At 61.3% G+C, this 13221-nt stretch carries 13 protein-coding genes; 5 read left to right on the top strand and 8 right to left on the bottom strand.

Annotated elements, in window-relative coordinates; translation table 11 throughout:
• Positions 1-72: 72 nt before the first annotated feature.
• On the bottom strand, positions 73-1080 hold the full coding sequence (locus tag L904_RS16605) for an ABC transporter permease (protein ID WP_020808964.1): 1008 nt from the start codon (positions 1078-1080) through the stop codon (positions 73-75).
• Positions 1073-1732 (bottom strand): cell division ATP-binding protein FtsE, encoded by a 660-nt coding sequence (ftsE, locus tag L904_RS16600; RefSeq protein WP_003497447.1) that lies wholly within the window; start codon positions 1730-1732, stop codon positions 1073-1075. Before ftsE ends, L904_RS16605 begins: the two co-directional genes overlap by 8 nt.
• 201 nt (positions 1733-1933) lie before the next feature.
• Here ftsE and L904_RS16595 point away from each other — a divergent pair, with 201 nt between their 5' ends.
• From L904_RS16595 to L904_RS16585, 3 genes are all read left to right on the top strand, one after another.
• Positions 1934-2605 carry a hypothetical protein gene (locus tag L904_RS16595; protein ID WP_031233441.1) on the top strand — a complete coding sequence of 224 codons (672 nt, stop codon included), beginning with the start codon at positions 1934-1936 and terminating at the stop codon, positions 2603-2605.
• A gap of 70 nt (positions 2606-2675) precedes the next feature.
• A complete protein-coding gene (hpt, locus tag L904_RS16590) occupies positions 2676-3218 on the top strand; it encodes a hypoxanthine phosphoribosyltransferase (RefSeq protein WP_004445644.1) in 543 nt (180 codons plus the stop codon).
• A gap of 142 nt (positions 3219-3360) precedes the next feature.
• Positions 3361-3720: a response regulator gene (locus L904_RS16585; protein ID WP_020808966.1), complete on the top strand. Its 360-nt coding sequence runs from the start codon at positions 3361-3363 to the stop codon at positions 3718-3720.
• Between the two features lie 258 nt (positions 3721-3978).
• On the opposite strand, the gene L904_RS16580 is transcribed toward L904_RS16585, so the two are convergent.
• From L904_RS16580 to argH, 4 genes are all read right to left on the bottom strand, one after another.
• The gene (locus L904_RS16580) at positions 3979-6666 is read right to left on the bottom strand and encodes a TIGR02302 family protein (protein WP_020808967.1); all 2688 of its coding nucleotides are present in this window, start codon (positions 6664-6666) and stop codon (positions 3979-3981) included.
• 178 nt (positions 6667-6844) lie between these two features.
• Positions 6845-8113, bottom strand: a complete 1269-nt coding sequence (lysA, locus tag L904_RS16575; RefSeq protein WP_020808968.1) for a diaminopimelate decarboxylase — start codon at positions 8111-8113, stop codon at positions 6845-6847.
• A gap of 13 nt (positions 8114-8126) precedes the next feature.
• Complete coding sequence (locus L904_RS16570) at positions 8127-8330, bottom strand: lipoprotein (RefSeq protein ID WP_003497438.1); 204 nt, start codon at positions 8328-8330, stop codon at positions 8127-8129.
• Between the two features lie 94 nt (positions 8331-8424).
• Entirely contained in the window at positions 8425-9825 is a 1401-nt protein-coding gene (argH, locus tag L904_RS16565; RefSeq protein WP_035262163.1) for an argininosuccinate lyase, read from the bottom strand.
• A 24-nt stretch (positions 9826-9849) separates the two neighbouring features.
• On the opposite strand from argH, the gene L904_RS16560 reads away from it, so the two are divergent.
• Together L904_RS16560 and L904_RS16555 are read left to right on the top strand one after the other, a co-directional pair.
• Positions 9850-10518, top strand: a complete 669-nt coding sequence (locus L904_RS16560) for a TlpA disulfide reductase family protein (RefSeq protein ID WP_031234226.1) — start codon at positions 9850-9852, stop codon at positions 10516-10518.
• Between the two features lie 136 nt (positions 10519-10654).
• Positions 10655-11905, top strand: coding sequence for an MgtC/SapB family protein (locus L904_RS16555; RefSeq protein WP_020811953.1), 1251 nt, complete (start codon positions 10655-10657; stop codon positions 11903-11905).
• Positions 11906-11923: 18 nt separating this feature from the next.
• Here the strand turns inward: L904_RS16555 and L904_RS16550 are convergent, their stop codons facing one another.
• On the bottom strand, positions 11924-12805 hold the full coding sequence (locus L904_RS16550; protein ID WP_003523331.1) for a 3-hydroxybutyryl-CoA dehydrogenase: 882 nt from the start codon (positions 12803-12805) through the stop codon (positions 11924-11926).
• A gap of 116 nt (positions 12806-12921) precedes the next feature.
• The coding region (locus L904_RS16545; RefSeq protein ID WP_197416756.1) for an electron transfer flavoprotein subunit alpha/FixB family protein at positions 12922-13221 on the bottom strand (300 nt) is incomplete at its 5' end.

Below are 13221 nucleotides of genomic sequence, written 5' to 3'. Positions count from 1 at the left end.
TTTGTCCACCGTCTGCAGGTTACATCCGGCTTGTGACGGTTTCAGTCTTACCGCAGGATTCCGGGGGTGTTCTCACGATGCAAGGCCGTCGCTTTTCGATGGATCGGAGCGGACGCGGTCGATATCGTCAATGGTGCGGATGACGGTCACGCGCGCCGTGATTGTGGTCAAAAGCGCGATGATGATCATCGTCATGGCAATGCCGAAATAACCGCCGAGACCGACCGAAAACGAGCCGAAAAGCGCGCTCGCCTGATCGCTCTGCGGCGTGGCGACCGTGCTCGATTGCCAGAAACCGGCGACAAGGAAAACCGCCGCGGCCAGTGCACTGCCCGCCGCCGCCCCCTTGAGGCTGATCTTCAGGAAGTGTTTCTGGAATTCGCGCGCCACAAAACTGCTTTCCGCGCCGACGAAATGCAGCACCTCAACGATATGCCGGTTGCCGGAAAGCGCGCCGCGCGTCGCAAACACCACCGTCAGCACCATGGCGGTGAAAACGAGGATAAGAACGCCGACGCCGATCATGACGGTGGTTCTCGCCATGGAGACCAGCCTGTCGACCCAGGTGCGGTGGTCGTCCAGAAATGCCTGCGGAATCTCGGCCTTCAGCATATCCCGCATCGCCTGGAAATCGGGCGGATTGTTTTCGTCGATGGTGATGACGACGAGACGCGGCACCGGCAATTCGGAAAGATCGAGACCGCTGCCGAGCCAAGGCTCCAAAAGGCGCGATGTCGCCGCATCGTCGAGGATGGTGCCATCCCGCGTGCCGACGAAGGTGAGCGCCAGATTACGTGCCTTGGAGAGCGCCGCATCCATGTCCAGCCCGTCCTCGGGCTTGATCTGGATGGTGATCTCACGGGAAATCTGGCTCTGCCAGGTGGCGGCGGTGGCGCGCACCATGGAGACGGCGCCCAGCGTCAGGCAGGCGAGAAAGGCCATGATGGCGATGACCACCATCAGCGCATTGCCCTGAATATTGGAGGGCGGTAGAATGGGCGCCATCGGGCGGATGCGCATGGGCGGGCGCTTCGGCTGCGCCGCTTCCGGCTTCAATTGTTTGCGGTTGATCTCATTCATAGATGTCGAGCCGCCCTTCGGTCAGGATCATCCGGCGCGCATCGATCTGGTCCATCAGGCCGAAATCATGGGTGGCGATGACGACGGCCGTGCCCAGCCGGTTGAGTTCCAGGAAAAGGTTGAGCAGGCGCTTGGCCATCGGCGGATCGACGTTGCCGGTCGGCTCGTCGGCAAGCAGGATTTCGGGCTGGTCCATCAAGGCGCGGGCAATGGCGGCGCGCTGCTTTTCCCCGCCGGAAAGAATGGCCGGCAGCACATTGATGCGCTCGCCGAGCCCCACCCACTTCAGAAGCTCGATCACATCGTTGCGGTAGGCGCTTTCTTCCTTGCCGCGCACGCGCAGCGGCAGGGCGACATTCTCATAGGTCGTCAGATGATCGAGCAGCCGGAAATCCTGAAACACGATGCCGACGCGGCGGCGCAGCATCGGCAACTCGCTGCGCGGAATGCGCGATACATCGCGGTTGAACATGCGGATATTGCCGCGAGTCGGCTGCAGCGACATCAAAAGCAGGCGGAGCAGCGTCGTCTTGCCGGCGCCCGACGGGCCGGTCAGAAACTGGAACGAACCCTTGGGTATATCGAAGGTCATGTCCCTCAGGATCTCGGGTCCCATGCCGTAACGCAACCCGACATTTTCGAAATGGATCAACGGACTTCCAGTCTCTTCGTTTCGTGGTGGTTCGCAAGCCGCTGGCGCATGGGGTTCGGATGTCGGGGTTTAACCCGGATCCGGCAGCCTGCGCGAGCCGTTTTTGCGAAGCATTAACCAATTAAATTTAAAACTTGGCAGGATTCGTTGCAATGCCCAGTTTTGCGGGCCGGAAAACCTCACCCAAGGAATTCTATGGCTATGTTCCGTTCATCTCGCCGGCAAGCGGCATTCGATTTCGACCTCCTGATGCCGGAAACGCCGGTGCGCCGCACGGCGCGCGCGGCAAATCCCGACCGCGATGTGGTAGACGCGGAATTTGTCACCATCAAGGAAAACCGTTCGCGGCAACCCGGAAACGACAATCGTGGTGCTGCGCGCCGGCAGGCGGCAAAACCACCCGTCACCATCGGTGCGCTCGGTCTCGCCTTCATCGGCTGGCTGGACCGCAGATTGTCCCGTCTTTCGGCGGACGCCTATTCGGCGCTGGTGGCGGGGCTCGCGATTTTCGTCTTCGTCTGCTCGGGCGGTCTCTCGGTGGTCGTGCCGGAAAAGCCGGCTGTTGCCGCTTCGGTGAACCCTCTCGCCATTTCCCATGTCACCGTGACCCCTATGGAGGCGGACGGCATGGATACTCTGCTCATCAACGGCATTGTCGAAAATAATGGCGGCAATCTCGAAGAGGTGCCGGCCCTCCGCGCGGATCTCTTCGCCGCCAAGGGACAGCTGGTGGCCAGCATGGTCATCGAACCGCCGGTGAAGGAGATGCAGCCCGGTTTCAGCCACGGTTTTTCGGCAAAGTTGCGCCATCCCGGTGGAAAAACGCCCGAGATCAAGCTTTCCTTCGTTGAGGCGGGTGCGTCCGAACGCTGACTGTGCTAACGCGTGGTCTTCGTATTTTTACTGAAAGGTAAAATCGGCAAGGCGCAGCACAGGAGTAAGAATGCCCGTCGTCCGTGGAAAAAACATCGAGCCGCTTTATACCGCCGAGCAGATCGCCGAGCGCAATCGCGACATGGCCAAGCACATCGCCAGCGGCCCGACCAAGGATTTACTGGTCATCGCCGTGCTCAAGGGATCGTTCATTTTCGCGGCCGATCTTATCCGCGCGCTGCATGATAGCGGCCTTGCCCCTGAAGTCGAGTTCATCACGCTGTCGAGCTATGGCACCGGCACGGTTTCGCAAGGCGTCAGGATCGTCAAGGATATCGACAGCGACGTGAAGGACCGCGATGTCCTCTTGATCGACGATATTCTCGAATCCGGCCGCACGCTGCGTTTCGCCAAGGAACTGCTTTACGAGCGTGGCGCCCGCAACGTCACCATCGCCGTGCTGCTCGACAAGAAGGTGAAGCGCAAGGAAGATCTGGAGGCCGATTATGTCGGTTTCGAATGTCCGGATTATTTCGTCGTGGGTTACGGCATGGATGTCGCTTATGCCTTCCGCGAACTGCCCTTTGTCGGCGTCGTGACCGGCGACGCCTGAGCACTTTTGCCGTGCCGGAACGGCACAGCGCGGAGACGCCTCATTAACCATTCACCCAGCGAAGGGCTGGGTGTTTACCTCTTGAAAAGAGGAGCCTGCGATGTTGCTCACGGCTGGAAATGATGCCCAGGAGCAATGAGTAATGGCGAAGATTCTGATTACCGAAGACGAGGATGCATTGCGGGCTTTCGTCGCTCGCGCCCTGCGTCTCGACGGTCACGAGACCCATGAGGCGGCGGATGGCGAGCAGGGGCTGGAAAAGCTTCAGGAAACCAGTTTCGATCTTCTTCTTTCGGATATCCGCATGCCGGTCATGGATGGCATCGAGCTGGCGCACCGCGCCGCCGAACGCTTCCCGGCCATGCGCATTTTGCTGATGACGGGTTACGCCGAGCAGCGCGAACGGGCTGACGATCTGGCGGAGAAGATCGTGGACGTCGTCTCGAAGCCCTTTGCGCTTCCGGATATCCGCAAGGCTGTGGCGTGGGCGCTTGCAGCCTGAGTTGATAAGGGCGCAGAGATTTAAAGGGCGGCTGTTAGGCCGCCTTTTTTGTTGGTCAGCCCTCTGGCCCAGCGCAGTTCCCTACCTCCGTCATTCCGGCCTTGAGCCGGAATCCAGCCAGCCCAAGTCCTTGGGCTGAAAGAACTCTTTCCGCCGCGCAGACGCGCGCCGACTGGATGCCGGATCAAGTCCGGCATGACGGAAACTTTAGCTTCTGAAACAGGATGTAACGAGGCGCGCCATTACCTGTGCGAACCCTCACTGTATATCCAGCAACCGCTCCAGATACCGCCGCTCGATTTCACCGGGCGGATTGTTGCCGAGCTTTTCGCGGATGGCCTCGAGGATTTCGCGGGCGCGCTGCACGTCGATTTCATCCGGCACCTTCACCTGATCGCCGAAATCCGGGCCGGTGGTGCTGCGCGGGCGGCCGAGCGGATCACGGCCGTTCTGGCCTCCCTGTCCGGCCATGCCTTCCTGACCTTGCCCCGGCTGCTGGCCCTGCTGGCGCATGGCCTGCATGATCTGGCCCATCATGTCCTGCGCGCCCTGTCGCAGCGCATTCAGCGCATTGCCTTGACCTTCGACGGCCTGCTCGCCCTGGCCCTTGCCCAGCGCCTCACCGGCTCCTTGCATTTCCTGCTGCGCCTTGCCGAAGTTTTCACCCGGTTCCATGCCGAGATCGCGCAGCCCCTGCTGCAACTCGCCAAGCTGCTTGCCGAGCGCATCCTGCTGCGCCCGCAGGTTTTTCAGCGCGTCGCGCAATTGTTCGGCGGTCATCTGGTCGCTTGGCTGTCCGCCCTGCTGGCCATTTTCGCCCTGTTGACCTTGCTGTCCCTCTTGCGGCTGCTGGCCGTTTTCACCCATCTGCTGTTCGTCGTCGCCCTGCTGCGGGTCGCCGCGCTGCATGCGGTCGCGCAGCGCCTGATCGAGCTTGAAGGTCTCGTCCATCAGCTTCTGCTGCTGCTGCAGGATTTCGCCCAGCTTGTCGATCTGCTGGCGCATCTTGCTGCTCTGCTGCTGTCCCTGCTGGCCCTGACGCTGCGGGCGGCCCGCCTGCAGATTGTTCATCATGCGCTGCAGCTGCGAGAGCATTTCCTGCGCCGCGTCGCGGTTGCCGGAGCGGGCGAGGTTCTCGATCTGGTTCATCATGTTTTCCAGATCGCGCTGGCGCAGCACGTTCTGTGCCTGGCTGTTCATGTTGGCCTGCGGCGCATTCTGCATGCGCTGCGCAAGCTCGCTCATGAATTGCTGCATGGCTTCCCGCAATTCCTGCATCAGCTTGGCGATTTCCTCATCGGAAGCATTGCGCTGAAGCGCTTCGGAAAGCGCATTCTGCGCATCGCGCAGGCGTCTTTCTGCCTGTGAAAGATCGCCATCCTCGATGCCGAGCGCGATTTCCCAGAGATAATCGGCCGTATCCTTCAGCATTTCCTCGTTATAAGCGAGCCGCATGCGGGTCTGCGCCGATTGCAGCAGGAGATAATGCGTCGTGTTGGGAATGGTCTCTTCCGGGCGCAGGCCCACCGCCTCGTTATAGGCGATCGCCTTCGGCATCTGGCGCGTATCCAGTGAGAATATCTGCCGCTGTTCGGCAATGGAGGCGGCCAGCGGTTCGGAGAAATTGCGGCCCGGCAGCACCATTTCATGTGCGGGGCTGCGGCCGGTCTGCCCGGCGCCGTCAGTCGCCACCAGCGTGATGCGCACGCGTTTTCCCGCCATCGGATGTTCGGTCAGGTTGCGGCTGGTCAGGCCCTTGATCTCGCGATTATTCTGTCGCGGCAGATCGAGCTTGAATTCTGGCGGCGGATAAAGCGCGGTCGCACCTTCCGCAACGCCAATCGGCTCGATGATGGCATGGGCTTCCTTCAGCCCATAATCGTCCTTGGCGGTAAAGCCCACTTCCAGCGCGCCATTGACGGCGCGGCGCGGCATGTTGTCGAAGGCGATGCTGGGCGGCTGGTCGGGGATGACGTTGAACACCCATTGTTCGCCATTGGCGGTGATCATGCCGCTTTCGGTAACATCCATGGCGAAGGTGCGCGGCGCGACGGGCTGGTCTGCCGAACGAACCGGCGTTTGAACGGCAATATCGCCGCTTGCGCTGTCGGCACGCGCCGCTTCCGGCGCAAGCTTTTGCAGCGCGCCTGCCATTTCAGGCTCGAAAGTCACCTCCTCGCCGCCATCGCCGCCGGTCATGCGGATCGTCAGCTTGGAGGATTGCGGCACGGAAACCGCGTCACGGTTGGTTGCGTCGCGTCCGGTCAGGAAAATCGGCGCGCGGCCGGTATAGGATGGCGGCGTGACCCAGGCATCGAGACGGATATCGGGATTGAGGGGACCGACCGCCGGCCGGCTGCGGAAGGCATCGGCAATCGTGCCCGCGCCGTTGGAATAGGAAAAACCGAAGGCGGCCGCCAGAAGAAGGGCGGGAACGGCGCGCAGCGCGAGGCGGTCATAACGGGCGATATCGGGTTTCGGCAGGCCGGCATTCAGCGCGGCGATGCGCTCCGCCATGCGGATCTGATGTTCTTTCCAGAGCGTTCGCGAAAAGGGCGTATCGAAGGCCGGTTCGTCCTCCTGCACGCCAACCGGCTGGTGCGCGAGACCGTTGCGATCTTCAAGCAGGCGGGATGCATCATTATCCGTCGGCCATTTCAGCCGCAGGATTGGCAAAAGCGTGGCGATGAAACTGAAAACCAGCACGAAAACAACGCCGAGCCGCAGGAAATCCGGCATGTGCCGGTAGAGGCCGAACCAGGCAAGCGCCAGAAACACGGCGGCGATGGAGAGCGGCCACAGCGTTTTCGGCGCAATTTTTTCCGAAAGCAGTACGATTTTCGCGAAGAAGCGCTTGGCGGCAACCCGGCGGGCAAGGTCCGGCCGCTGCGCGAATGCGCCGGTCGGGCGCTTTCTGCCTGTCCTGTCCTCTCCAGCGGTGGTCATCAATCCGTTCTCCCGGTTCTGGCCACGTCGAACGCCATTCCCGGAACGGCGCGCTGTTTATATCACGGGAGCAAGGATAACATTCTTTGTGGCGAAGACGAGGGCACCCAAGCCCTCACCCCCATTTTTTAGGCAGCTTCGCTTGATTGTGATCGGCCAACCGGTGATGCAGGCGAGATCAATCGAGCCAGGCGGGCACGGAATCGAGCGCGATCAACTCTTCATAGGTGCCGCGCGGACGGATCACGTGGAACTTGTCATCCTTCACCAGCACTTCCGGCACCAGCAGGCGCGAGTTGTAGGTGCCGGCCTGCACCGCGCCATAAGCACCGGCGGAACTGACGGCGATCAGATCGCCTGGCTGCGGCGCGGCCATCTCGCGGTCGAGCGCCAGATAGTCGCCGGTCTCGCAAACGGGGCCGACGATATCGGCCTTGATGCGCGGCGTATTCTCGGCCGGCTGCACCACCGGGCGGATGCCGTGATAGGCCTCATAAAGCGTCGGGCGGATGAGGTCGTTCATCGCGCCGTCGACGATCACGAAGGTCTTTTCGCCGCCGTCCTTCACATAGATCACTTCCGTCACCAGAATGCCGGCATTGCCGACGATCAGGCGGCCCGGTTCGGTGACGATCTTGCAGTTGAGGCTCTTCAGCTCGTTCTTGACGATATGCGCATAGGCATCCGGCAGCGGCGGCGGATTATTGTCATCGCGATAAGGAATTCCGAGACCGCCGCCAATATCGACGTGGCTGATCGTGTGTCCGTCGGTGCGCAGCGCCTCGACAAGTTCGCGCAGCAGCCGGAAGGCATCCTCGAAAGGCTGCAATTCGGTGATCTGGCTGCCGATATGCATGTCGATGCCGGTCACTTCGATGCCGGGCAGGGTGGCGGCATGGGCATAGACCGCGCGGGCGCGCTCATAGGAAATGCCGAACTTGTTTTCTTTCTTGCCGGTGGAAATCTTGGCGTGGGTGCGCGCATCCACATCCGGATTGATGCGGAAGGAGACATGCGCCCGCTTGCCCACTTTCACGGCGCGCAGGTTGAGGACTTCCAGTTCCGGCTCGGATTCGATGTTGAAACAGTAGATGCCGGCTTCCAGCGCATAATCCATTTCCGCAACCGTCTTGCCGACGCCGGAAAACATGATGCGGCTTGCCGGAACGCCGGCTGCGAGTGCGCGGCGCAATTCGCCGCCCGAGACGACGTCGATGCCCGCGCCGAGCTTTGCCAGAGTCTTCAAAACCGCCTGGTTGGAATTGGCCTTCATGGCATAACAGACCATGGCGTCCACATCCGCAAAAGCGCCGGAAAACACCTTGTAGTGGCGTTCCAGCGTCGCGGTCGAATAGACGTAGAAAGGCGTGCCGACCGCCTTGGCGATCTCAGGCACAGGCACGTTTTCGGCGTGCAGCACGCCGTCGATATAGCCGAAATGGTTCACAGGCTTTTATCCGTCAGAGAAGCTTGTCGAGAATGAACGGTCGTTCCGCCGTCGCCGGCTTTGTCTCCGTTCCGTCGGCATTGCGCTTGTTGCGCATTTCGACCGGCGTGCTCGGCGGGTCGATGTCGCCCTTACGCCCGCAGGCGCTGAGAACAAGGCTGACGGCGAGCGTCATGCCGATGGGAACGATAAGTTTGCGCGCAGTTTTTGAAAGCATGGGCCTGTCCAAAGGAAATATGTGCCTCTCTGATAACGAAAAACAGGGCGCTTGTGCACCCTGTTTCTTGTGATCGCAGCGTAACGCGATTTTATCAGTTGCGTCCGCGCCACCAGGCGATCTGCTTCTTCACTTCCGAAGGGGCCGTGCCGCCGAAGCTGGTGCGGCTGGCAACCGACGCCTCGACGGACAGAACGTCGAAAACACCCTTGGTGATGCCGGGGTGGATGGCCTGCAATTCCTCCAGCGAAAGATCGGCGAGATCGCAGCCCTTCTTTTCCGCCAGTGCCACGGCATTGCCGGTCACATGGTGGGCATCGCGGAAGGGCAGGCCCGCTTCGCGCACCAGCCAGTCGGCAAGATCGGTAGCGGTGGAATAGCCCGAACCGGCGGCGGCGCGCATGCGGTCCTTGCGCACTTCAAGGTCGCGGATCATGCCGGTCATGGCGGCAATCGCCAGTTCCAGGCTCTCGGCGGCGTCGAAAACCTGTTCCTTGTCTTCCTGCATGTCCTTGGAATAGGCGAGCGGCAGGCCCTTCATCACTGTCAAAAGGGCGATCAGCGAGCCGTTGATGCGGCCGGTCTTGGCGCGCACCAGTTCGGCGGCGTCCGGGTTCTTCTTCTGCGGCATGATCGAGGAGCCGGTGGAGAAGGCATCCGACAGGCGGATGAAGCCGAATTGCGGCGTCGACCAGATGACGATTTCTTCGGCGAGGCGCGACAGATGCGTGGCGCAGATGGAAGCGATAGACAGGAATTCCAGCGCGAAATCGCGGTCGGAGACGGTGTCGATGGAATTGCGGGTCGGCTCGCGGAAGCCGAGCGCCTTCGCCGTCATATGACGGTCGATGGGGTAGCCAGTGCCGGCGAGTGCGGCCGCGCCGATCGGGCTTTCGTCCATATGCTCGATGGCGTGGCGCACGCGGGCGCGGTCACGGCCGAACATTTCCACATAGGCCATGCAATGATGGCCGAAGGTCACCGGCTGCGCTGTCTGCAAATGGGTGAAGCCAGGCATAACCGTATCGGCATTTTCTTCGGCGCGATCTAGGAAGGCGGCGATGAGGGCGGTCAACATGCCCTCAGTCTTTTGCAATTCTTCCTTGACCCACAGGCGGAAATCGAGCGCCACCTGGTCGTTGCGCGAGCGGGCGGTGTGCAGGCGGCCGGCGGCGGGGCCGATCAGCGTTGCAAGCCGCGCTTCGATGTTCATGTGAATGTCTTCGAGCTTGCGCGAGAATTCGAAGCTGCCGGATTCGATCTCTGACAGGATCGTGTTCAGGCCATCGGTGATCTTGTCTTTATCTTCCGGCGAAATAATGCCTTTAGATGCCAGCATGGCGGCATGCGCCATAGAGCCGCGGATATCCTGGGCGTAAAGCTTCTTGTCGAAGCCGATGGAGGCATTTATCTCTTCCATGATGGCAGATGGCCCGGAAGCGAAACGCCCGCCCCACATCTGGTTGGAGGATTTCTGATCTGTGCCGTCAGCCATGTTCGCAGTGCCCTGGAGTATTCGATGACAGAGAAAAGGCCGTTCAGGCTTCCTTCCGCCAAGTTGGTTGCAATTGCTGCCGTTGCCGGTGTCTTAAGCGGCGCGGGCGCGGTCTGGTTCAGGCATATTGGGTCTGAGAGCCCGGTTCAAGGGGCAGCGGTGACTGACGCCGGTTTATGTGAGGGGGCGGCGAACCGCATCGCTTCGCTGAAGCCGTTTCTGAAGGGGCAGGTGGCGGCCATGTCGGCCACGGACACGCCGCGCATCATTCCCCTCTCCTTCAAGGGGCCGGAGGCGCAGGACATGACGCTTGCCGATCTCAAGGGCAAGGCGGTTCTTCTCAACCTCTGGGCCACATGGTGCGTGCCCTGCCGCGAAGAGATGCCGGCGCTGAACGCGCTTGAAAAGGAAAAGGGCGGTAACGCTTTCGAGGTCGTGGCCGTCAATATCGATACCGGCGCGGATGAAAAACCGAAAGCCTTCATGGATGAATACAAGATCGATGCCCTGAAGCACTACCGCGACAGTTCCATGGGCGTCTTCAACGTGCTGAAAAAGGAAGGTCTCGCCTTCGGCCTGCCGGCAACCCTGCTGCTGGATGAAAACGGCTGCCTGCTTGCGGCCATGAACGGCCCGGCGGCGTGGGACAGCGAGGATGCCAAGGCGCTGGTGACAGCCGCGACTGGAAAATAATGCCGGCGGCTGGACATTGAGGGCTGTGAGCCGCAACCGCCTGCAAAGCCAGCCTTTCCAGCGGACGGGCCGGTGCAGACAAGCCCGTACCCGCCTCGTATAATGATCCTGGCTTCCGCCATGAATGGGTGCCGATATGGAGTTGCTTATTCCCCGGCTTGGTCTTGCCCTCGCCATCGGCCTGCTTGTCGGTCTTGAGCGCGGCTGGCGGGAGCGCGATGCGCCGGCGGGCAGCCGCACCGCCGGGATCAGGACCTATGGCATTGCCGGCCTGCTGGGTGGCGTCTTCGGCGTATTGGCCGCCGAGCAGAACAGCGCCTTCGCCTTCGCGGCGGGTTTTCTGGGGTTCGCATTCAGTTTTTCATGGTTCAAGCTGCGCGAGGCGCGCCATGACAATGATTTCAGTGTTACCGGCGTGGTGGCGGCGCTCTGCGTCTTTGCCCTCGGCGGGCTTGCGGTAACGGCGCAATATCAGGCGGCGGCGGCGGCCGGTGGTGCTGCGCTTGCGGCATTGCTCGCGGGCAGGGAAGTTCTCCACCGCCTGCTGAAACGGCTGACATGGATCGAACTGCGCTCCGCGCTGGTGCTTGCCGTGATGACCGCCGTTGGCCTGTCGATCCTTCCGAACCGGACGATCGATCCGTGGGGCGGCTTCAACCCCTGGGAAATATGGTTGTTCACCGTGCTCAGCGCCACGATTTCCTATTGCGGTTATATTGCCGTGCGCCTCCTCGGCTCAACCCGTGGCCTGCTGGTGACCGGGCTGGCGGGCGCCCTCGTTTCATCGACCGCCGTAACCGCCAGCTTCGGGCAGAAGGCGAAAAGCGGTGAAAACGTGTGGCCTCTGGCCGGTGTGGCGGCGCTGGCCGCGGCGGTATCGCTGCTCCGGGTCCTCGTTATCGTTCTTGCCCTTTCGCTGACGACATTTTCCCTTATCGCACCGGTAACGCTGGCCGCCGCACTGGTTCTCGGGTTAAGCGGCGCCGGCCTGATAAGGCTGCAGGATATGCAGCCAGGGCAGGAAATCGACGCAAAGAACCCGTTTGAACTGGTGCCGCTTGCCATCTTCGCCACGCTCTTTGCCGCGACGAGAACGCTGAATGCCGTTCTGCTCGTCTGGATCGGCGCGGGCGGTTTCATCGCCCTCACGGCCTTGTCGGCCATATTCGATGCCGATGTCGCCGTTCTCAGTGCGTTGCGAACCAGCGCACAAAATCTGTCGCCGGATATCGTGGCGAGCGCTATCCTCGCTGCACTCGCCGCCAACGCGGTAGGGCGCGTATTCGTCGCCGCCGTTTCCGGAACGCTCGTTTATTGCGGGTTGCTCACGGCTGCATCCGTCGTCGCCGCCGGCGTCGGATCGATCATTTACCTGCTCATCGCCTGAGGGTTCAGGTGAAGGGGATCAGCGCGTCGGAACCGGCGTCTCGCCGCGATAGTCGTAGAAGCCGCGGCCGGATTTGCGGCCGAGCCAGCCGGCCTCGACATATTTGACCAGCAGCGGGCAGGGGCGATACTTGCTGTCGGAGAGGCCGTCATGCAGCACCTGCATGATCGACAAACAGGTGTCGAGACCGATGAAATCGGCAAGCTGCAGCGGCCCCATCGGGTGGTTGGCGCCGAGCCGCATGGCGGTGTCGATGGCTTCCACCGAACCGACGCCTTCATAAAGCGTATAGATCGCCTCGTTGATCATCGGCAGCAGGATGCGATTGACGATGAAGGCCGGGAAATCCTCGGCAACGGTGATCGCCTTTTCCAGCGTCCGCACATAGTCCTTGGCCGCGTCGAAGGTCTTTTCGTTGGTGGCGATGCCGCGCACCAGTTCCACCAGCTTCATGACCGGCACCGGATTCATGAAGTGGATGCCCATGAACTGTTCGGGACGGTCGGTGGCGGATGCAAGCCGGGTGATGGAGAGCGACGAGGTATTGGTGGCGAGCAGCGCCTCGGGCTTCAGGATCGGGCAGACCTGCGCATAAATCTTGCGCTTGATTTCCTCGTTTTCCGTCGCGGCCTCGATGACGAGATCCATGGCTGCCAGATCGTTGATGTCGGTCGAACCGCTGATGAGCGCCAGCGCCTGCTTGCGGGCGTCGTCCGAAAGCTTGCCATTGGTGACCTGGCGGGCGAGATTGCCGTTGATCGTGGCAAGACCGGCCTCGATGCCTTCCTTGGAAAGATCGTAGATATGGACCTTGTAGCCGGCAATGGCGGAGACATGCGCAATGCCGCATCCCATTTGACCGGCTCCAATGACACCGATGTTCTTAAAGGGGGCGGTCATAGGCTGGTCTCCTCTCAGGGATTTTGTCTGCGTTATTGCCGGCGATGTTACGCATATCGCCGAAAAAGAGAAGGCGGCGCGTTTAAAAAACGCGCCGCCCCCAATTTATGCTTAAATTACAGCGCCTTCTGCAGTTCGGGCAGCGCCTCGAAGAGGTCTGCGACGAGGCCGTAGTCGGCCACCTGGAAGATCGGCGCTTCTTCGTCCTTGTTGATGGCGACGATGACCTTCGAATCCTTCATGCCGGCCAGGTGCTGGATCGCACCCGAGATGCCGGCGGCGATATAAAGCTGCGGTGCAACCACCTTGCCGGTCTGGCCAACCTGCCAGTCGTTCGGTGCATAACCCGCATCGACAGCCGCACGGCTGGCGCCGACGGCGGCACCGAGCTTGTCGGCGACGGGAAGGATGACTTG

Source organism: Agrobacterium sp. LY4, from assembly GCF_001526585.1.
Lineage (GTDB): Bacteria > Pseudomonadota > Alphaproteobacteria > Rhizobiales > Rhizobiaceae > Agrobacterium > Agrobacterium leguminum.
The sequence above is the reverse complement of the archived record's forward strand: the minus strand, read 5'-3'. Positions and strand labels throughout refer to the sequence as shown.

Excerpts from the sequence above, each read along its gene's own strand:
- hpt (WP_004445644.1), top strand. The coding sequence starts at position 2,676 with ATGCCCGTCGTCCGTGGAAAAAACATCGAGCCGCTTTATACCGCCGAG.
- L904_RS16605 (WP_020808964.1), bottom strand. The coding sequence starts at position 1,080 with ATGAATGAGATCAACCGCAAACAATTGAAGCCGGAAGCGGCGCAGCCG.
- L904_RS16560 (WP_031234226.1), top strand. The coding sequence starts at position 9,850 with ATGACAGAGAAAAGGCCGTTCAGGCTTCCTTCCGCCAAGTTGGTTGCA.
- L904_RS16570 (WP_003497438.1), bottom strand. The coding sequence starts at position 8,330 with ATGCTTTCAAAAACTGCGCGCAAACTTATCGTTCCCATCGGCATGACG.
- L904_RS16585 (WP_020808966.1), top strand. The coding sequence starts at position 3,361 with ATGGCGAAGATTCTGATTACCGAAGACGAGGATGCATTGCGGGCTTTC.
- L904_RS16595 (WP_031233441.1), top strand. The coding sequence starts at position 1,934 with ATGTTCCGTTCATCTCGCCGGCAAGCGGCATTCGATTTCGACCTCCTG.
- L904_RS16580 (WP_020808967.1), bottom strand. The coding sequence starts at position 6,666 with ATGACCACCGCTGGAGAGGACAGGACAGGCAGAAAGCGCCCGACCGGC.
- argH (WP_035262163.1), bottom strand. The coding sequence starts at position 9,825 with ATGGCTGACGGCACAGATCAGAAATCCTCCAACCAGATGTGGGGCGGG.
- L904_RS16550 (WP_003523331.1), bottom strand. The coding sequence starts at position 12,805 with ATGACCGCCCCCTTTAAGAACATCGGTGTCATTGGAGCCGGTCAAATG.
- L904_RS16555 (WP_020811953.1), top strand. The coding sequence starts at position 10,655 with ATGGAGTTGCTTATTCCCCGGCTTGGTCTTGCCCTCGCCATCGGCCTG.